General features: G+C 64.9%; 18 protein-coding genes. 4 read left to right on the forward strand and 14 right to left on the reverse strand.

Annotation, left to right across the window (positions count from 1 at the left end; genetic code table 11):
- The first annotated feature begins 43 nt into the window (after positions 1 to 43).
- Positions 44 to 184 (forward strand): hypothetical protein, encoded by a 141-nt coding sequence (locus EPL00_RS03035; RefSeq protein ID WP_162224137.1) that lies wholly within the window; start codon positions 44 to 46, stop codon positions 182 to 184.
- A gap of 33 nt (positions 185 to 217) precedes the next feature.
- Here EPL00_RS03035 and EPL00_RS03040 read toward each other — a convergent pair whose 3' ends face one another.
- From EPL00_RS03040 to EPL00_RS03075, 8 genes are all read right to left on the reverse strand, one after another.
- Positions 218 to 706: a DUF892 family protein gene (locus EPL00_RS03040; RefSeq protein WP_135851892.1), complete on the reverse strand. Its 489-nt coding sequence runs from the start codon at positions 704 to 706 to the stop codon at positions 218 to 220.
- A gap of 163 nt (positions 707 to 869) precedes the next feature.
- Complete coding sequence (locus EPL00_RS03045) at positions 870 to 1841, reverse strand: sugar phosphate isomerase/epimerase family protein (protein WP_135851891.1); 972 nt, start codon at positions 1839 to 1841, stop codon at positions 870 to 872.
- A 21-nt stretch (positions 1842 to 1862) separates the two neighbouring features.
- Positions 1863 to 2978, reverse strand: coding sequence for a Gfo/Idh/MocA family protein (locus tag EPL00_RS03050; RefSeq protein WP_135851890.1), 1116 nt, complete (start codon positions 2976 to 2978; stop codon positions 1863 to 1865).
- 38 nt (positions 2979 to 3016) lie between these two features.
- Positions 3017 to 3217 carry a hypothetical protein gene (locus EPL00_RS03055; RefSeq protein WP_135851889.1) on the reverse strand — a complete coding sequence of 67 codons (201 nt, stop codon included), beginning with the start codon at positions 3215 to 3217 and terminating at the stop codon, positions 3017 to 3019.
- A complete protein-coding gene (locus EPL00_RS03060; RefSeq protein ID WP_135851888.1) occupies positions 3217 to 4410 on the reverse strand; it encodes an ABC transporter ATP-binding protein in 1194 nt (397 codons plus the stop codon). Before EPL00_RS03060 ends, EPL00_RS03055 begins: the two co-directional genes overlap by 1 nt.
- A 7-nt stretch (positions 4411 to 4417) precedes the next feature.
- Positions 4418 to 5413 carry a carbohydrate ABC transporter permease gene (locus EPL00_RS03065; protein ID WP_135851887.1) on the reverse strand — a complete coding sequence of 332 codons (996 nt, stop codon included), beginning with the start codon at positions 5411 to 5413 and terminating at the stop codon, positions 4418 to 4420.
- Positions 5413 to 6444, reverse strand: a complete 1032-nt coding sequence (locus EPL00_RS03070) for a carbohydrate ABC transporter permease (protein ID WP_135851886.1) — start codon at positions 6442 to 6444, stop codon at positions 5413 to 5415. Before EPL00_RS03070 ends, EPL00_RS03065 begins: the two co-directional genes overlap by 1 nt.
- 10 nt (positions 6445 to 6454) lie before the next feature.
- Complete coding sequence (locus EPL00_RS03075; RefSeq protein WP_135851885.1) at positions 6455 to 7927, reverse strand: extracellular solute-binding protein; 1473 nt, start codon at positions 7925 to 7927, stop codon at positions 6455 to 6457.
- Between the two features lie 323 nt (positions 7928 to 8250).
- Here EPL00_RS03075 and EPL00_RS03080 point away from each other — a divergent pair, with 323 nt between their 5' ends.
- Positions 8251 to 9933, forward strand: coding sequence for an acyl-CoA mutase large subunit family protein (locus EPL00_RS03080; RefSeq protein WP_135851884.1), 1683 nt, complete (start codon positions 8251 to 8253; stop codon positions 9931 to 9933).
- A 115-nt stretch (positions 9934 to 10048) separates the two neighbouring features.
- Here EPL00_RS03080 and EPL00_RS24140 read toward each other — a convergent pair whose 3' ends face one another.
- From EPL00_RS24140 to EPL00_RS03100, 4 genes are all read right to left on the reverse strand, one after another.
- A complete protein-coding gene (locus tag EPL00_RS24140) occupies positions 10049 to 10357 on the reverse strand; it encodes a halocarboxylic acid dehydrogenase DehI family protein (RefSeq protein WP_368407933.1) in 309 nt (102 codons plus the stop codon).
- A gap of 391 nt (positions 10358 to 10748) precedes the next feature.
- Positions 10749 to 11870, reverse strand: a complete 1122-nt coding sequence (locus tag EPL00_RS03090) for an aminotransferase class V-fold PLP-dependent enzyme (protein ID WP_135851883.1) — start codon at positions 11868 to 11870, stop codon at positions 10749 to 10751.
- Positions 11871 to 11969: 99 nt separating this feature from the next.
- Positions 11970 to 13124: an acyl-CoA dehydrogenase family protein gene (locus tag EPL00_RS03095; protein ID WP_135851882.1), complete on the reverse strand. Its 1155-nt coding sequence runs from the start codon at positions 13122 to 13124 to the stop codon at positions 11970 to 11972.
- Between the two features lie 385 nt (positions 13125 to 13509).
- Positions 13510 to 15165, reverse strand: coding sequence for a long-chain fatty acid--CoA ligase (locus EPL00_RS03100; protein WP_135851881.1), 1656 nt, complete (start codon positions 15163 to 15165; stop codon positions 13510 to 13512).
- Between the two features lie 105 nt (positions 15166 to 15270).
- Here EPL00_RS03100 and EPL00_RS03105 point away from each other — a divergent pair, with 105 nt between their 5' ends.
- Positions 15271 to 16029 carry a PHP-associated domain-containing protein gene (locus tag EPL00_RS03105; RefSeq protein WP_368407929.1) on the forward strand — a complete coding sequence of 253 codons (759 nt, stop codon included), beginning with the start codon at positions 15271 to 15273 and terminating at the stop codon, positions 16027 to 16029.
- On the opposite strand, the gene EPL00_RS03110 is transcribed toward EPL00_RS03105, so the two are convergent.
- Both EPL00_RS03110 and EPL00_RS03115 read right to left on the reverse strand, forming a co-directional pair.
- Positions 16026 to 16508 carry a metal-dependent hydrolase gene (locus EPL00_RS03110; protein WP_135851880.1) on the reverse strand — a complete coding sequence of 161 codons (483 nt, stop codon included), beginning with the start codon at positions 16506 to 16508 and terminating at the stop codon, positions 16026 to 16028. The genes EPL00_RS03105 and EPL00_RS03110 overlap by 4 nt on opposite strands.
- Before the next feature lie 423 nt (positions 16509 to 16931).
- A complete protein-coding gene (locus EPL00_RS03115) occupies positions 16932 to 17459 on the reverse strand; it encodes a CinA family protein (RefSeq protein WP_135851879.1) in 528 nt (175 codons plus the stop codon).
- 106 nt (positions 17460 to 17565) lie between these two features.
- Between EPL00_RS03115 and EPL00_RS03120 the strand changes: the two genes are divergently transcribed.
- On the forward strand, positions 17566 to 18447 hold the full coding sequence (locus EPL00_RS03120) for an aminotransferase class IV (RefSeq protein WP_135851878.1): 882 nt from the start codon (positions 17566 to 17568) through the stop codon (positions 18445 to 18447).
- Positions 18448 to 18479 lie beyond the last annotated feature (32 nt).

Below are 18479 nucleotides of genomic sequence, written 5' to 3' on the forward strand. Positions count from 1 at the left end.
CGATGTATCCAAATTTATGTTCTCGCAGTGGGAGGTCGCCGGTATGGTCCTCAGCCTTGCGGCGTACGTCTACGCCTCGGTCACGACCGAGGGACACGAGTTCGACGAGGGATTCGCGTTCGTCCTCTTCTTGGCCGACGCAATCGTCGCGTCCGCGTTCGTCCCGGACGCACTCATCTCCTGAGTAAAATAGAACGGGCGACCGACTCGACCGTCGTCAGGTCAACTGGTCGTAGTCGTAGTTCTCGGTCAGGTCGACGAGGCGGTCCAAGAACGCCTCCTCCTCTTCGAGGTTCTCGTGCAGGAGGTCGCCCGCCTCGTCCAAGTCGAGTCTGTCTGCGAGTTTGGCGAGGTTGCCGTAGGTCGCTATCTCGTAGTGTTCGGTCTTCTGGCCCGCGGTCACGTCGAACACGTCGATTTCGCCCTGCTCGGGGTTCGAGGAGAGAAACTCGTCGTGTTCCTCTATCATGCCCCGCGTGGCCTCGCACTCCTCGTCGCCGGGCGAGGCGTCTATCATGTCGAAGACCTGTTCGAGGCGGTCGATTTGGCCCTCGGTCTCCTGCTGGTGGTCGCGGAACGCCTGCGCTATCTCGTCGTGTTCGACCTCGTCGGCCATCTCGCCGAGCGCCTCGTCGATGCGCTGCTCGGCGTCGTAGATGTCTTTCAGTTCGTTCTGGAACAGGTGACTGAGCGAGTTCGTACTCATGATACGTAGAGGAGAAGGCCAGCGACGCGGGTAAACTCGGTGGCTCTCGTGTGAGAGGGTCGTCTCAGAACGCAGTTTTCGGGTGGTTCGGACCGAACGGAAATCGACTGGTTCGAGAAATCGGGAACTCGCAAAAAGCGCCGTCGAGGTCAGTCCGCGCTGGTCACTCCGCCCAGTATGCCTCGCCGGGTTGCTCGCGGAAGACGGCGCGCTGGAGAAGGTCCACGGCCTTCTCCAGTCCCTCGCGGGAACTGGTCAGCGCGTCCTCGTGTTCGATGGAGAGCGCCCCGTCGTAGCCCACCATCCGGAGGGTGCTGACCACGTCTTTCCAGTGGTCCTCGTCGTGGCCGTAGCCCACCGAGCGGAAGAGCCACGAGCGGTCCTCGACTTCGTCGTAGGAGGTGGTGTCGAGGACGCCCTTCGTCCGGGCCTCGGCGTCGTAGACTCGGGTGTCCTTGGCGTGGACGTGATGGATGGCGTCGCGCTCGCCGAGGAACCGAATCGCCTCGGTCGCGTCGATACCCTGCCAGTAGAGGTGCGAGGGGTCGAAGTTCGCGCCGACGCGCTCGTTGGTCGCCTCGCGCAGGCGAGCCATCCCCGAGGGTTCGTAGACCAGCATGTTCGGGTGCATCTCGATAGCCACGTCTACGCCGGATTGGGCCGCGTGGTCCGCGAGGTCCCGCCAGTAGGGAATGGCGACCTCCTCCCACTGGTACTCGTGGGCCTCGGCGTGTTCGGTCGGCCACGGTGCCGTAATCCAGTTGGGCGTCTCGTCGTTCGGACCTCCCGCGGGAAGCCCCGAGAAACACGTGACCGTGTTCACGTCCAGTTGGGCGGCGAGTTCGATGGCTTCGCGCAACTCGGTGTCGGCCTCCTCGGCGGTCGCGTCGTCGGGGTGGAGCGGGTTGTTGTGCGTCGCCAGCGCCGAGATGCGCAAGCCGTACTCGTCCAGCAAGTTCAGCAGTTCCGACTGGGCCTCGTCGTCGTCCAGATACTCCCTTCGCGGCAGGTGGTCCTCGCCGGGGTGGCCGCCACAGCCGAGTTCGACGGCGTCCACGCCGATGCTGGCGAGGTACTCCGCGGTCTCTTCGAGCGAATCTCCTCCGAACGGAACGGTGAGTACTCCTACGTCCATGATTGGTGAAAGTCTGGGTGATTACTGCCGTACCTTCTCGGGCGTCTCGGCACCGCTCTCGTCCGCGACCGCGACCGCGCGACCGGTCTCGGCCGACCGGTAGATGGCGTCGATGACGCGCTGGACGGTCAGGGCCTCCTCGACCGTGTTGCGCTCGGGGGCCTCGCCCGCGCGGACAGCCTCGAAGAACGCCCGCTGTTCGCGCTTGTGGGTGTCGTTGCTCCGGGTATCGACCTCGGTGTCCACGAAGTGTGGCGCGCCGGTGTCGCTCACCTCATGGAGCGTCAAGTCGCCCGACTCGCGGTCGAAGGTGGCACCGCCGTCGGTCCCCTGCACCACGAACTCGTTGGTCGGCGGGCGGTTGGTCGCCCACGCGACTTCCAGCGAGACGGACTTGCCGTCGGCGGTCCGGATGTACGCCGAGGCGTGGTCGTCCACGTCGAACTCGGGGTCGTCCACGTCCTCGCCGTACATTTCGAGGTAGGTGTAGTCGTCGCGGTCACCGAACTCCGAACGGGTGTCGCCCGTGACCTCGACCACTTCGGGGAAGTCCAGAAAGTGGAGCGCGAGGTCGATGGCGTGGACCCCGATGTCCAGCAGGGCACCGCCGCCAGAGACCTCCTCGGCGGTGAACCACGACCCGCGACCGGGGATGCCGCGCCGCCGGACCCAGTTGGCCTCGACGTGGCTCAACTCGCCGAACCGACCCTCCCGCTGGTAGGACTTGAACACCTCGACGGCGGGGCTGAACCGATTGTTGAACCCGACCATGCAGAACGCCTCGGCGTCGCGGGCCGCCTCGGCGATGCGTTCCGCGCTTTCGAGCGTGTTGGCCAGCGGTTTCTCCAAGAGTACGTCCACGCCCGACTCCAAGGCTTGAACGGCGTACTCCTCGTGGAACTTGTTCGGCGTCGTGACGATGGCCGCGTCGATGCCCTCGTCGTAGAGGGCGTCGAAGGTCTCGAACGTGGGCACGTCGTAGGCCGACGCGAAGCGACTCCGGGCGTCGGGGCTGATGTCCACGCCGCCGACCAGTCGCCCCGCCGTGTCCGCGATGCGTTCTGCGTGATGGTGGCCGATGCCACCCAGTCCGACGATACCGACTCGAATCGTACGTTGTGAAGCGTCTCTCGTCATCTCTATCGTAACTCTCTCGAAATATTGGGGTGAAGCTGTCAGTAGAGCTGTTTCTCGCGCTGTTCTCGCTCGTCGTCGCTGGACCGCTCGCGCCGACGCGCCCGCCAGTTGGCGACCAACTGCGCGGCGGCCGGGAAGAACTTGTTCTTACAGTCGAGGACGAACGACACGATGCCGTACGCCCAGAAGACGAACAGGAGCGACCCCGCGCCGAAGTACACCAGCGCCGCCTCCGACATCAGTCGTCGCCCTCCGCGGGAGTCGCTTCGCCGTCGGTCGCCGCGTCGGCCTCGTCGGCGACCAGCGAGTGCGTGATGGCCTCGCCGGTCCGCGTGTCGAAGAGGTGGACGTTCTCGCGGTCGAAGACGACATCGACCGACTCGTCTTCGTCGAGGTCGCTGTCGGGGTCAACCGACATGAGCAACTGGTCCACGTCCGCGGCGTCGCCGCCCATCGCGGTGTCCTCGCCGCCCTCGCCCGTGAGGAGGTAGACGAATATCTCGTCGCCCATCGGTTCCAACACGTCGGTCGTCGCGTCGATGGGTTGGGTCCGGTTGGGGACGCCCGCCGCGGCGTCGGCGAGATGCACGTCCTCGGGCCGGATGCCCAGCGTCACGTCGTCGCCGGGTTCCACGCCGAACTCCTCGGGGTCGAAGGCCACGTCGAAGTCGGGCGTCGAGAGGCCCGTCGCGGTGACTTCGCCCTCGGCGAAGTTCATCGAGGGCGAGCCGATGAACCCGGCGACGAAGAGGTTCGCCGGTTCGTTGTAACAGACCAGCGGCGGGTCGATCTGTTGGAGTTCGCCGCCGTCGATGATGGCGATGCGGTCGGACATCGTCATCGCTTCGGCTTGGTCGTGGGTCACGTAGATGATGGTGGTGTCCAGTTCCTTGTGGAGGCGCTGGAGTTCCGTCCGCATGTGGACGCGCAGTTTCGCGTCCAGATTCGCCAGCGGTTCGTCCATCAGGAACACCTCGGGTTCCCGCACGATGGCTCGCGCGATGGCCACCCGCTGGCGCTGACCGCCCGACATCTCGTCGGGCATCCGGTCCAACATCCCTTCTAACTGCACGATGTCGGCCGCGCGGTCCACGCGTCGATCTATCTCGTCTTTCGGGTAGTCCCGAAGGCGGAGGCCGAAGCTGATGTTGTCGTACACGTCCATGTGCGGGAACAGCGCGATGTTCTGGAACACCATCGCTATCCCACGGTCCTTCGGCGGTAGATCGGTCACCTCGCGGTCGGCGATGGAGATGGTGCCGGAGGTCGGTTTCGTCAGTCCGGCGATAGTCTCCAGCGTCGTGGACTTGCCACACCCCGACGGGCCGACCAAGGTGACGAACTCGCCGTCCTCGATTTCGAGGTTCATCTCGTTCACTGCCACCACGTCGCCGTACGCTTTCGTCACGTCGTCTAAGTTTACGTCTCCCATCGTGGAATCACTCCTTGAGCGCTCCCGCGGTCAGTCCGCTCACGATCTTCTCCTGTGCGATGACGACCAGCACCGCGACCGGAAGCACGCCGACGATGCTCGCGGCCGCCATCAAGTTGTACATCTGTGAGTACTGGCCCTGATACGCCAGAATGCCCTGTACGAGCGGTGCCCAGTTGTTCTGCGAGGCGAAGAACTGGGTCAGCTTCGAGGCGACCTGCCCGTCGTTCATCAGGAACGAGAAGAAGAACTCGTTGTACACCGAGATGAACGTCAGCACGCCCGCCGTCGCCACGCCGGGTGCCGACAGAGGCATGATGACTCGGAACAGCGCGCCGAGTCGCGTCGTTCCCTCGATGCGCGCGGCGTCCTCCAGCCCGTCCGGAATCTGGCCGTAGAACGTCGTCAGGATGAAGATCGACAGCGGCATGAACAGCGCCGTGAACGGCATCACCATCGGTATCGGCGTGTTGTAGAGGTTCGGACTCGACACCGCGACGCCGAACAGACCGATATCGACGTTACCGGTGAACAGTTGGAACAGCGGCAGCAGGAACGCCGCCGGCGGGAAGTACGACACCGCCAGTATCAGCAACATCAGCGGCCGCCGTCCGGGGAAGTCGAGTCGGCCGAACACGTAGCCAGCGAGGCTGGCGATGACCAGCACGATGGCGGTCGTGGCGAGGCCGAGGACGAAGCTGTTCAGCACGTAGATGTGCAACGGCACCGTCTCGAAGATGGTGATGAACGCACCGGGGTTGAACCCGTGGGGCACCGGCGGGAAGCCGAAGCTCGTGATGGCCTCGTTGGGCGTCACCGCCAGCACCAACAGCCAGTAGAACGGGAACAGCGTCGTGAACAGGAAGAACGCGGTCACGACGTAGAACATCGCCCGGTAGACGCGCTTGGGATTCTGGATGGCCTTCGAGGCCCACCGACCGAACGGTCCCTGCGAGGAGTTCGCGTCGGCGTCCAGTCCGGCGGTGTCCGACTGTTGTGCCATCAGACGCCACCTCCCTGCGTATCGGCGAACTTGGCGATGTAGACCGACACCGCGACGGCGATGATGCCCGCGGTGATGAACGCGACTGCGGCCGCGGTCCCGTACTGGCGCGAACTGAACGCCGAGACGACCAGACACGACAGCGACGGCACCGTGCTACAGCTCGTCACAGTTTCGATGAGGCCGAATATCCGGAGCGCGCCGATGGTGCGGAACAGCATCGCGACCAGCACCGTCGGCAGGACCAGCGGCAGCGTAATCATCTTGAACTGCTGCCACTTGGATGCGCCCGTGACCCGAGCCACGTCGTAGAGGTTGCGGTCGATGCTCTGGAGGCCCGCGAGGATGAGCAAGGCCATGAACGCCGATGTCTTCCACACGTCTGCGACCACGAGGATGAGCAACGAGTCCACGCTGTTCGACAGCGGCGTCGCGCTGAACACGCCCAGATTCTGGAGCGGGTCCACGAGGAACCCGATGTTGGGCTGGAACAGCAGGAAGAAGATCATCCCCTGAATCACGATGGGGACCGCCCACGGGAGGATGATGGCGACCCGGACCCAGCGTCGGCCCCGGAAGTCCTGATCCAGCACCAGCGCCTGTCCGAACCCGATGACGGTCTCCACCAAGACGCTCACGATGGTGAAGATGAACGTCACCGTCAGCGCCGCCGTGAAGGGGTTCTGGATGCCGTGGAAGAACGGGAACTGGTCGCTCCACGTCACGGTCGGAATCAGCGGTCGCACCAGCAGGGCCGACCGCTGGCCGGTGAGCAACTCGACGTAGTTCGTCAGTCCGACGTACTCGCCGACCGTGCCGGTTCCGACGAGTTGGTCGGCGTGGAGCGACAGCTCGAACGTCCGGACCAACGGCCAGAACGCGATGACGCCGAGGATGAGCAGCGCCGGAGCTAGAAGCAGGTACGCGAAGGCCGCGTCGCCGAGATTCTCCATCCAGCGGACGGCGCGGACGTACGGGCCGCTCCGGCGGCTCTCGCGCTCGAAGTCGTCGCTCGATTGTTCGGTGGCCATTCTGAGGGGCTTAGACGCTGTCCTCGATTTGCTTGAGCGTCTTCTTGAGGTCGGTCATGGCCTTCTTCGGGGCCTTCTGGCCCGCGGCGGTGGCGTTGGCCTCTTGGGCGATCTTGCTCCGCTGTTGGGGCCAGACCGCCGTCACGGGCCGCGGAATCGCGTTCTGACCGGCCTTCTGGAACGTCTCCATGTAGCGACCCATGACGGGGATGTTCTTCGCCTTGTCCGATTCGAGCATCGGCGGGCGGGGCGGCATCCAGCCGATCTCCTCGAGGAGGTTGTACTGCATCTCCTTCTTGGTCAGGAGCTTGACGATCTCCAGCGCGATGTCCTTCTTCTCGGTGTTCGGGTTGACCGTGGTGTGCCAGCCACCGAGCGCGGCGACCGCGCCGCCGGTGCCCTCGTACTTGGCGTTCTCCGGGGAAACGCCGTGCGGGATGGGCATGACGCCGAGGTTCTCGCCGAGGTTCTCGTCGGCACCGCTGGTGTTGACCGAGTAGGGCCAGTTGCGGTGCATCACGGCGTTGCCGCTGGTGAAGGGTTTTCGCGAGGGCTCCTCGGACCACTGGAGGACGGCCTGCGGCGAGATGTCGCCGGTGATGCCGTCGAGGCTGTACTCGTCGTCTTGGCCGTTGACGAAGGTCCGGACCATCCGGAGCGAATCGACGACCGGTTTCTCGTCCACGGTGATTGGTCGGTCGCCGACCGGGCCGAACAGGTTGTCGAGGCCGCCGAAGTACGTCCCGCCGAAACTCGACAGGAACTCGTTGAAGGTACAGCACGAGAGGCCACCGTAGGACTTGAACTGGAACGTGAACCCGTAGTCCACGTCGCTCTGCTGTTTCACGTCGGCGGTAATCTCGGAGAAGCGCTTCCACGTCATCGAGTTGGTCGCCCAGTCGGACGTGTCGTAGCCCGCGTCCTGCACGAGGTCCTTGCGGTACTGCATCGTCGGCAGGTCCGGGAACAGCGGCACGGCGTACATGTCGCCGTTCGGTCCCTTCGTGGTGTTCACGCTCGCGCCGAAGTACTCGTCTTCGACCATCTTGGTCGTCTCCGGAATCTCCTCGCTCAGGTTGAGCAACTGGTTGCGGACGATGAACGGGAGCGTCCATCCGTTGTCCATCATCAGCAGCGAGGGCTTCTTGCGGCCCGACGAGAGCCACTGGGTGTACTTGTCCTGTCGTTTTCCGGTAATGTCTGACCCGGCGATAGTTTCGACCTTCACGTCCTTCGAGAGGCCAGCCTCGTGGAGCCACTTGTTGAACTTGGTCTCGATGCCAGCCAAGTCGGAGTCGGTCGCCATCTGGATGGTCGTCGTGCCGCCGCCGGTGCCCGACGAGGTGGTCGTCGCCGTCGAGTCGCCACCGCCGCCACCGGTACAACCGGCGAGGCTCGCGGCGGTCCCGGTCGCTCCGGCGGCTTGAACGAAGCGTCGTCGTGAAACTGAACTAACTGCTTTCTCGGATTGGTCGTCCGCCATAGGTAGAGTTAGACAAACATAGACTATAAATAATTTTGGTGTTTTTACTACAAGTGTTGTAGCCCAATGAGTCGCACCTTACACATATATGTTATCCGTACAACTTTTGTGACGAGTTAGGGCGGCCGACAGTATTTCGAGCCGAACCGATTCACCGCCGACTCCTCCGATTCGTTCGACCGCGAACGGTTCGACCCCGGATACGCTCTCGGCGACGCGCGACGGTCCGCGTGACCCGCAGGGCCCGCGTGATTTCCCACGGTCTGCGTGACCCGCGACCGTTCCGACAAGTGTTAAGACCGCCCCGGCCGTCGATTCACACAATGTTCGACGCCGACGACCTCGAGGAGATACGCGAGGCACGCGAGGAGTGGGACGAGGAGACGGTCGGTCCCACGGTCGAGCGGTTCGGCGAACGCAAAGACGAGTTCACGACCGACACGGGCGGCCAAGAGGTAGAGCGCATCTACACCCCCAACGACGTGGCGGGCTTGGACTACGACGAGGATTTGGGGTTCCCCGGCGAGGAGCCCTACACCCGTGGTCCGTACTCCACCATGCACCGCGGGCGGCTCTGGACGATGCGCCAGTACGCCGGGTTCGGCACGCCCGAAGAGACCAACGAGCGGTTCCACTATCTCATCGAGAACGGCTCCTCGGGCCTCTCGATGGCGTTCGACCTGCCGACCCAGATGGGCTACGACTCCGACGCCGACATGGCCGCGGGCGAGGTCGGCAAGTCGGGCGTCGCCATCGACTCGCTGCACGACATGGAGACCGTCTTCGACGGCATCCCGCTGGACGAGGTGTCCACGTCGATGACCATCAACGCGCCCGCCTCGGTCCTGCTGGCGATGTACGTCGCGGTCGGCGACAAGCAGGGCGTCGATAGGGAGGAGCTTCGGGGAACCATCCAGAACGACCTGCTGAAGGAGTACATCGCGCGCAACACCTACATCTACCCGCCCGAACCGTCGATGCGCATCATCACCGATATCTTCGAGTTCTGCGCCGACGAGACGCCGAAATTCAACACCATCTCCATCTCGGGCTATCACGTCCGCGAGGCGGGCGCGACCGCGGCACAGGAACTGGCGTTCACGCTCGGTAACGGCATCGAGTACGTCGAGGCCGCGATGGACGCCGGACTCGACGTGGACGACTTCGCGCCCCAACTTTCCTTTTTCTTCAACGCTCACAACAACATTCTGGAGGAGGTCGCCAAGTTCCGCGCCGCGCGCCGGATGTGGGCCCAAATCATGGACGAGCGATTCGGTGCCGAGAACCCCAAATCGAAGCAGTTGAAGTTCCACACCCAGACCGCCGGTTCGACCCTGACCGCCCAGCAGGTGGACAACAACATCGTCCGCGTGGCGTATCAGGCGCTCGCGGCCGTCCTCGGGGGAACTCAGAGCCTCCACACCAACGGGAAGGACGAGGCGCTCGCGCTCCCGACCGAGGAGAGCGTCCGGACCGCCCTCCGGACTCAGCAGATTCTGGCCCACGAGTCGGGTGCCGCGGACACCATCGACCCGCTGGCGGGAAGCTACTACGTCGAGAGTCTGACCGACGGCGTCGAGGAGGACGCCTTCGACATTCTCGACACGGTAGACGAGAAGGGCGGGATGTTGCAGGCCATCGAGGACCAGTGGGTCCAACGCCAGATTCAGGACGTGGCCTACGAGCGCCAGCGCGAAATCGAGGAGAAAGAGCGCGTCATCGTCGGCGTCAACGAGTTCGAGGTGGACGAGGAGCCCGAGGTGGACATCCAAGAAGTCACCGAGGAGGACGAACAGCGCCAGATAGACCACCTGAACGCCGTCAAGGACGACCGCGACGACGAGGCGGTCGAGGCGAAACTCGACGCGCTCCGCGAGGCCGCCGAGGGCGACGACAACCTGATGCCCTATATCGTGGACGCGGTGAAAGCCTACGCGACGGTCGGCGAAATCTGCGGCGTGATGCGCGACGTGTTCGGCGAGTACCGGCCCGGCGCGGCGGTGTAGTCCCGCTTCCCCGACGGCTCCGCTCGCTTGAGCGCTACTAAATGCGACAAGCTAGCCATTGATATTATATTTATCCGCCTCGAAATTTCCTGCGGAGGTGAGACCATGTTTGGATTCAATCCGCTCCACGTCTGTGATCCGTACATCGACAACGGTTGTTAGCGCTAGCAGTCCGCCGCTGGCCAGCAGTCTGGTATCGCTCGCAAACGACCGGTTTTTGTAGGGGTTCGGCTCGACTCAGAGTCACGCGACCAGTTCGTCCCCGTCCTCGGCGGTGGTAAAGACGTGGATTGACGCCGGAACCGCGTTCTCCGAGGAGAGCGACCGATTGCCGACCGAAGGTCCGCGTCTCGAACGCGGACTCGACCTGTCCCCAGAGGCACCGAGTGAACTCGGGGTTGTTGGCCATTACCGTCCGGAAAATCTAACTGACTATCGACGCGCGGACGGTCGCCCGAATATCTCCGTAGACGCCTCGCTGTCGCCCGGCCGCCTCGCTCTCGTACCGCTGTTTATCGGTGTTCACGAGAAGCCAGCGACGAGCAAGCCCATCGGGTTCCCGGCTTTGGCCTTCTGGGAAACGTGAGAACTGAATAGCGGATTCTACCCCAATGTAAAATACTCTAGAAAAATTATTAATTCAAAGACTCTGTAGTCTAGCAAGGAGGTGACAAAGATGTTCTTCCTGTTCCCGACCGAGGTCAAGTGTCCGCCGTCCTACGTCACTTGTTGAAACGACCCGACTCAGTCGTATCGCCCGCCAATCGCCTTTTGCGGTCGCCGGAACCTGCGCGAACGTCCGTAGCGACTCGTCCTCAGAGCCACCCGACCAGTTCGTCCACGTCCTCGGCGGTGTTGAAGACGTGGACCGACGCCCGGACCGCGTTCTCGGGGAACGGGAGCGACCGAATCCGGACGTTATCGTCGGCTAACTCCTCGACGAACGCCTCGGGGTCGGGGTCCGCGACTGCGAAGGTGACGAGACCCGACTCGTACTCGCGGGGACTCAGCAGTCGCGCGGTCTCGGAGTCTTCGATGCCCTCCTTGAGTCGGTCGGTCAGTTCCTCGATTCGCCCCTGAATCGTCTCGTAGCCCACGCTCTCGATGGTCTCGATGGCCTCCGCGAGTCCGGCGTACGGCGCGGGCGAGACCGTGCCGACTTCGAGGCGGTGGGCACCGGGTTCGTAGGCGTACTCCTCGGCGTTGGGGTCCTCGACGCTCCGATAGCCGACGTGGGCCGGTTCGAGGGCCTCCTCCGCGCCGGGGCTGACGTGGACGAACCCCGCGCCGAACGGTCCCAGCAACCACTTGTGGCCCGCGCCAGCCACGAAGTCCGCACCCCACTCGCGGAGGTCCACCGGCATCTGGCCGGGGCACTGCACGGCGTCCACGAGGAGGCGCGCGTCGGCGTCGCGGGCCAGTTCGGCGACCGTCGAGACCGGTAGGTGCGTGCCGTGGCTCCACGTCAGCGAACTCAGGCAGACGAGTTTCGCGTCCCGCACCGCCGACTTCATGGCGTCCATATCGAGGCGGCCCTCCTCGGTCTCGACTACCTCGACCTCGACGCCGTGACGCTTCAGGCGCTTCCACGGCAGGATGCCCGACGAGTGTTCGAGGTCGGTCCGGACCACGGTGTCGCCCGGTTCCCAGTCGAAGGAGGCCGCGATGCGGTTGATGCCGTCGGTCGTACTCTGTGTCAGCGCGATTTCGTCACTGTCCACGCCGAAGTGGTCCGCGACGGTCTCGCGCGTCTCGTCGAACACGTCGAACGCGCAGGGGTACATGCCCTCCTCGCCCGGCGCGTCGTACTCGTGGCGCTCGACGCAGGACTCGACGGCCTCCACGACGTTCGTCGGACTCGGCCCCGCCGCGCCGGTGTTCATGTACGTCGTCCCGTCCAACGCTGGCATCGCAGCCCTGAGTTCGGTGGGAGTCACGGCTTCCCTCACGGCCGACAGCCGCATAAATGCTATCAGAAGACAGCCGTATACTCGTGAAAGAAACCTATATGTGGTTTTAGGGTTTGTAAATGTGGCTCAAGACTGCCGATAGACGAGATTCCGCTGAATCTCGTTCGCGCCCTCGTAGACCACCGGGATGCGAACGTCGCGGTAGACCCGCGCGATGCGCCGGTCGGTCAGGATGGAGCGCCCGCCGTGGAACTGCATCCCCTGCTCGGCGCAGTCGGTTGCGGTCTCGGTCGCCTTCGTCTTGGCCATCGCGGCCCACAGACCCTCGTTCTCGCCGTCCCGGACCTTCTCGGCCGCGCGGTAGGTCAGCGCGCGCGCCGACTCGAACTCGGTGCGCATGTCCGCGAGGCCGTGCTGGACCGCCTGAAAGTCCGCGATTGTGCGCCCGAACTCCTCGCGGCCGTGGACGAACTCCCACGCCTCCTCGAAGGCGGCGGCCGCGAGACCGAGACCGTGACCCGCGACGACGACCCGGCCGAAGTTGAAGAACTCGGCGAGGAGCATGAATCCCGCGCCCTCGTAGCCCACGATGTTCTCCTCGGGAATCCGGCAGTCGTCGAAGACGATGTGAGCCTGCTTGCTCGCGCGCATCCCCATCTTCTCGGGGATGTGTTCGGCGTCGTACCCCTCGGCGTCGGTCGGCACGATGAACAGCGAGTGGTTGCCGTAGCGGTTGTCCTCGTCGTCGCCGGTCCGGGCGTACACCGTGAGCCAGTCGCCCTCGACGCCGTTTCCGATCCAGTACTTCTCGCCGTTCAGCACCCACTCGCCGGTCTCGTCGTCCTTCTCGGCGGTGGTCTGCATCCCCGAGAGGTCGCTCCCCGTGTCGGGTTCCGACACCGCGAGGCCGGTTATCTGGTCGCCCTCGGCGACGGGCCGCAGGTACTCCTCTTTCTGCTCGTCGGTGCCGTGTTTCTCCACAATTTCCGCGCCGAAGCTGGCGAGTTGGAGCGAGAGCGCGATTCCGGCGTCCGCCCGGAACCACTCCTCGGCGACGGCGAGCATCTGCACCACGTCGAGGCCGCGGCCGCCCAACTCCTCGCCGAGGTCTTGGGCGACGAGTCCGGCGTCTTGGCCTGCTTCGAGGATGTCCTCGGGATACTTCGCTTCGCGGAAGTACTCCTCGGCGTTGGGCGCGATGTACTCCTCGGCGAACTCGCGGGCCTCGTGCTTGACTTCGCGGGCGTACTCCGGAACGATGTCGTCTGCCAGCAGTTCCATGAGAGGAGGTAGGGCTGTACTGGGTTATATTTCGGGGCTGTCGAGGAGATTCGGTTTCGGCTTCGAGTTCGGGAGCCACCGGGGACCGGGAACCACACTCCGACCGCCGATCACGATAACTCACGCCGCGAACCACACTGTGGCCGCCGACAGCACCTTGAACCGCGCTATCGCCGACAAAACGGAGTCTCCCGCACAGCACCGCGACCGCGCCCACCGCGCCTCGTCCTCCCCAACCGCCTGCGGTCCTCGGCCACGGGCCTGTGGTCCTCGGCCCTCGCGCGTGTCGGCGCGGCGCGCTCGTTAGCGCGCCGCGCCAGCACGCACCGGGTGGTCGGTGGGGTCCCGAAACGGAACGCGTAGAAATTCGCCTGCGTCGTTCTGTTCACTCCTCGTCCGGCGCGGCCTCCTCGGGCACCCGGCCCTCGACCAGCGACTCGTCGCTGTACTCCTCGCGCAGGACCTTCTTGTCGAACTTCCCGGTCGCGGTCTTGGGCACCTCGTCGATGAAGACGAGTTCGTCGGGTGCCCACCAGCGCGGGTACTCCGCTCGGATGTCGGCCATGATTTGCTCGCGCATGGCCTCCTCGTCGGCCCCCTCGACCGGGACCACGAAGGCCACGGGGCGCTCCTGCCAGCGTTCGTGGGGGACGCCGATGACCGTCGCCTCGGCCACGTCGTCGTGGGCCATCAGCGCGTTTTCGAGTTCGAGCGACGAAATCCACTCACCGCCGCTCTTGATAACGTCCTTCGCGCGGTCCACGATTTTGACGTAGCCCTCGGTATCGACCGTCACCACGTCGCCGGTCTTGAGCCACCCGTCCTCGAACTCCTCTTCGTTCGCTTCGGGGCGCTCGAAGTACTCCTGTGTCACCCACGGCCCGCGGATGTAGAGTTCGCCGAAATCCTCGCCGTTCCACGGTACCTGCTCGCCGTCGTCGTCCACGACCTTGAACTCCAGTCCGGGGACGATGAGACCCTGCTTGCCGCGCTTCTCGTAGCGTTCGTCGGCGTCCCAGTCGTCCATCCCGTCCTTGAGGTGCGAAACGGTCCCGATGGGCGAAGTCTCGGTCATGCCCCACGCGTGGAGCACGTCCACGTTGTACTCCTCGTCGAAGCGCCGGATGATGGCCTCGGGCGCGGCGCTCCCGCCGATGACGATAGTTTCGAGCGACGAGAGGTCCGCGTCGTTCTCCTCTAAGTATTCGAGGAGGCCGAGCCAGACAGTCGGGACGCCCGCGGTGAACGTGACCCCTTCCTTCTCGATGAGTTTCGCCAAGTCGGCAGGCTCCGGTGCCGGGCCGGGGTAGACGTGCTTGGCTCCCGCCGCGGTCGCGGAGTAGGGCATCCCCCACGCGTTGACGTGGAACATCGGCACGACCGGCATGATAACGTCGGACTCGTCGAAGTCGAGTCCTTGGGGCGTCAGCGACGCCATCGTGTGCGACCAGAGCATCTGCTGGGTGTACTCGACGCCCTTCGGCTTGCCCGTCGTGCCGGAGGTGTAGCACATCCCAGCCTTCGTGTCGCCCGAGAGGTCCGGCCAGTCGTACTCTGCGGACTCGTCGCCGACGAACGACTCGTAGTCCGTGACCGGTTCGAGCGACGTGTCGGGCACCTCCTCGCCCATCACGACGAACTGCTCGACGCTCTCGAACGCGTCAGACTCGGCGGGTCCCTCCAACTTCTCCACCAAGGAGGGGTCCACGAACAGCAGTCGGTCGTCCGCGTTCTCCACGATGTACTCGATGTGGTGGTCCGGGAGCAGGGGATTGATGGTGTGCAACTGCGCGCCCGAGTTGGGCACGCCGAAGTACGTCTCGAAGTGGCGGTGGTGGTTCCAGCAGAACGTCGCCACCCGGTCGCCCGACGTGACGCCCGCCGAATCGAGCGCGTTCGCCAACCGGCCGGTCCGCTCTTCGAACTCGGCGTAGTCGTACCGCTCGATGCCCTGCCCCGTCCGCGAGACGATTTCGGTGTCCGGGTACAGGTTGGCCGCGCGCCAGAGAAACGGTCGAAGCGTGGGGTCAGTTCCACCCATACACGTCGTCCGTACCTCGACGCCTTAGGGTTTGTTACATTTTCCCAACCAAAGTACTAGAAATCAGAATCGTTAACCGGTGGGTGTAGCTACCAACAGTTAGTCGTGACAGCAGGCGAGTCGTTCCGCGTCGATATGCACGTCAAGGTGCTGGACCGGCAAGTAGTCGAGCGAGCGAAGGCTCGCGGACTGGACGCGCTGGTCTACGCGCCCCACTTCGAGCGCCTGCCGACCGTCCGCGAGGAGGCCGCCGAATTCTCCGACGACGAGTTGCTGGTGGTCCCCGGCCGCGAGGTGTTCACCGGGACGTGGCAGAACCGCACGCACCTGTTGGCGCTCGGGTTGGACGACCCGGTGCCGGACTTCATCCCGCTCGACGAGGCGGTCGCGGAGTTCGCCCGGCAGGACGCCGCCCTCCTCGCTCCGCACCCGACCTTCCTCAACGTCAGCGTCTCGCGCGACGATTTGGCGACCTACGCCGACCGCATCGACGCCGTCGAGACGTACAACCCGAAACACTGGCCCCACCACAACCAGCGCGCCCGGAAACTCGCCGCGGAGTTGGACCTCCCGTCGTTCACCTCGTCGTACGCCCACCTCCGGAGTTCCGTCGGCGAGGCGTGGACCGAGTTCGACCGCGCGCTCGACTCGGCGGCCGAACTGGTCGCCGCGCTCAAAGACGAGACCCCCCGCAGAATCGTCCGCCGGTCGGGGTGGCGTCACGAACTCCGGTGCGCCGCGGAGTTCGCCCACCTCGGCTGGGAGAACTCCTACGAGAAGATAGACCGCCTCTTTCTCTCGGGGACCGAACCGACCCACCCCGACCACATCGCCTACGACGACCGCTTCGAGGGCGTCTACTAAATCAACCCGGACACGCTCGTCGTGAGGTCCTGAATCGGCAGTTGCAGGTGGACGACCGCCGCGACGAGCGCGACCTCCAGAATCGAGATGGCGACCGTGACGGTGCCAGCGCGCTCGCTGGCGACCGCGACGCCGACCGGGAGGTTGTACTCCTTGGTGTAGGGGTAGAACAGCGCGATGCCGCGCTTGCTCCCCACCACGTCCAGTACGTAGTGAGTCGCCACGCCCATCCAGACGAAGTGGAGATTGTTGAAGAAGACCGTGTAGCCGTAGAATATCGCCAGCACGGGCAGATTGTGGAGCGTCTTGCGGTGCTTGCCGAACGCGGTGTCCACGTCCGGGAACAGCGCGCCGAGGACTATCGGCACGGACATCTCCGCGATGGCTCGGAACGTCGGCACGTCGCCCGCGGGATAGAAGACGTACCCCAACCCGATACTCAACAGCACGGCGTTCAGAACGTGTCCCTCCTTGTTCATGGGTTCTCCTCGGTCACGTCCGAGTCGTTACCCGGTGGTGACTCAAACGTTTCCGTCGAGTGTCTGACGCGCGTCTTGCGCTCGCCTCGACCACCGACGGCGACGCTCGATGCCACGGGCTACCAGCAGAGGCCCGACGACACCGACCACCGACGAACACCTGACGACACCGACCACCGACAGATGGTCAGCGAAACCAGACATAGTTTGGGTGGACTGAAAGGGGCCGCGCGCTCGCGTCCACTTCAGTCGTCTCTGCGGGCAACTATCCCTGCGCCGGGCGGTGCGGAGAGGCGGAGGAATATCCCGCAGAGCGACCGCGAGCGCGCGGGGGCTTTCGAAGACGAAACTACTCTGTCGCCGTCTTCGTGTTCAGTAACTCCGACTCCGAACTCCTCGAACCCTCGACTGCTCCTCGGACTCTCACTCCTTCCCGGACTTCGACTCCACTTCGGCCAGAACGTCCAGAAGCGCCCGCCGAGCGATTTGGGCCTTGATCTCCGCCCTGTCGCCGTCGAACTCGTAGCGCGAGACCGTGCTGTACGACTCCTGCGTGCCCCACTCGCCAGCGTACGCCACGCCGACGAACACCGTGCCGACCGGTTTCTCGTCGCTCCCGCCGGTCGGTCCCGCGATGCCGGTGGTCGCCACGCCCCACGTCGTCCCGGCGGCGTCCCGGACCCCGCGGGCCATCTGGCGCGCGACCGGTTCGCTGACCGCGCCGAGTTCGTCTAACTCCTCGCGGGCGACCCCGAGGTCCTGCAACTTGGCGTCGTAGGAGTAGGTCACGAACCCGCGGTCGAAGTAGTCGCTGGACCCCGGCACGTCGGTCAGCATCGACCCGACGAGTCCGCCCGTGCAGGACTCCGCGACCGCGACGGTCTGGTCGCGCTCGCGCAGGGCGTCCCCGACGCGCTCCTCGACTGGTGGCTGGTCGGTCTCCTCGCTCATACGGAAACCGAGAGCGCCCACTCGAAAGAAGGTAGCGGGAAGCGCGAGCGGACCCCGAAAGCCGATTTCCGAAGGCTTCTCTACGCCGAGCGCCGACGGGACGCACATGCAGTACCACGTGGACGGCGAGTTGGTGCCAGCCGAGGAGGCCACCGTCAGCGTCCGGGACCGCGGGTTCATGTACGGCGACGCCGCCTTCGAGACGCTTCGGGCCTACGGCGGCGAGGTCTTCGAGTGGCAAGCCCACGCCGACCGCCTCGGGCGGACCTGCGACGCGCTGTCGCTCGACCACGGCCTCTCGGACGCCGACCTCCGCGACCGCATCCGCGAGACGCTGGCGGCCAACGACCTCGACGACGCGTACGTCAAACTCTCCATCTCGCGGGGCGTCCAACCGGGGAAGCTCTCGCCCGGTCCCGTCGAAGACCCCACCGTGGTCGTCTACGTCGCCGACCTCCCGCGCGGCGGGCGACCCGAGCGCGGCAAAGAACCGGTCTGGGACGGCCCGGCGACCGCCGCGGTGGTCGAGACCCGCCGGATTCCCGACGCGGCGCTCCCGGCCCGCGCCAAGACCCACAACTACCTGAACGGGATTCTCGCGCGCCTCGAACTCGGCGACGACCACGACGAAGCCCTCGTTCTGGACGCCGACGGAAACCTGACCGAGGGCGCGACGAGCAACCTCTTTTTCGTCCGCGACGGCGTCCTGCACACGCCGAGTCTCGACGGGCCGATTCTGCCGGGCGTGACGCGCCGGGTCCTCCTCGAACTCGCCGCGTCGGACGGGATTCCGGTCGAAGAAGGAACCTACGACCCGGCCGACCTCCGGGCGGCCGACGAGGCGTTCCTGACGAACTCGACGTGGGAGCTTCGGCCGCTCGCGGTCGTAGAGACGGAGAATGGGACGATTGACCTCGGCGCGGGACCGATTACCGACCGACTCGCCGATGCCTTCGACGCGCGAATCGAGCGGGAACACTACGAGTGAGGACTACCGGGACGAGACGAGAGAGGACGAGA

Origin of the sequence: Halorussus salinus, from assembly GCF_004765815.2 — an archaeon.
In the GTDB taxonomy this organism is placed as follows: domain Archaea; phylum Halobacteriota; class Halobacteria; order Halobacteriales; family Haladaptataceae; genus Halorussus; species Halorussus salinus.

Bases quoted from the DNA above. Each gene is read 5' to 3' on its own strand.
- EPL00_RS03075 (WP_135851885.1), bottom strand. From the start codon at position 7,927: ATGGCGGACGACCAATCCGAGAAAGCAGTTAGTTCAGTTTCACGACGA.
- EPL00_RS03040 (WP_135851892.1), bottom strand. From the start codon at position 706: ATGAGTACGAACTCGCTCAGTCACCTGTTCCAGAACGAACTGAAAGAC.
- EPL00_RS03120 (WP_135851878.1), top strand. From the start codon at position 17,566: ATGCAGTACCACGTGGACGGCGAGTTGGTGCCAGCCGAGGAGGCCACC.
- EPL00_RS03070 (WP_135851886.1), bottom strand. From the start codon at position 6,444: ATGGCCACCGAACAATCGAGCGACGACTTCGAGCGCGAGAGCCGCCGG.
- EPL00_RS03050 (WP_135851890.1), bottom strand. From the start codon at position 2,978: ATGACGAGAGACGCTTCACAACGTACGATTCGAGTCGGTATCGTCGGA.
- EPL00_RS03115 (WP_135851879.1), bottom strand. From the start codon at position 17,459: ATGAGCGAGGAGACCGACCAGCCACCAGTCGAGGAGCGCGTCGGGGAC.
- EPL00_RS03060 (WP_135851888.1), bottom strand. From the start codon at position 4,410: ATGGGAGACGTAAACTTAGACGACGTGACGAAAGCGTACGGCGACGTG.
- EPL00_RS03035 (WP_162224137.1), top strand. From the start codon at position 44: ATGGTCCTCAGCCTTGCGGCGTACGTCTACGCCTCGGTCACGACCGAG.
- EPL00_RS03080 (WP_135851884.1), top strand. From the start codon at position 8,251: ATGTTCGACGCCGACGACCTCGAGGAGATACGCGAGGCACGCGAGGAG.
- EPL00_RS03110 (WP_135851880.1), bottom strand. From the start codon at position 16,508: ATGAACAAGGAGGGACACGTTCTGAACGCCGTGCTGTTGAGTATCGGG.
- EPL00_RS03065 (WP_135851887.1), bottom strand. From the start codon at position 5,413: ATGGCACAACAGTCGGACACCGCCGGACTGGACGCCGACGCGAACTCC.
- EPL00_RS03045 (WP_135851891.1), bottom strand. From the start codon at position 1,841: ATGGACGTAGGAGTACTCACCGTTCCGTTCGGAGGAGATTCGCTCGAA.
- EPL00_RS03055 (WP_135851889.1), bottom strand. From the start codon at position 3,217: ATGTCGGAGGCGGCGCTGGTGTACTTCGGCGCGGGGTCGCTCCTGTTC.
- EPL00_RS03100 (WP_135851881.1), bottom strand. From the start codon at position 15,165: ATGGGTGGAACTGACCCCACGCTTCGACCGTTTCTCTGGCGCGCGGCC.
- EPL00_RS03095 (WP_135851882.1), bottom strand. From the start codon at position 13,124: ATGGAACTGCTGGCAGACGACATCGTTCCGGAGTACGCCCGCGAAGTC.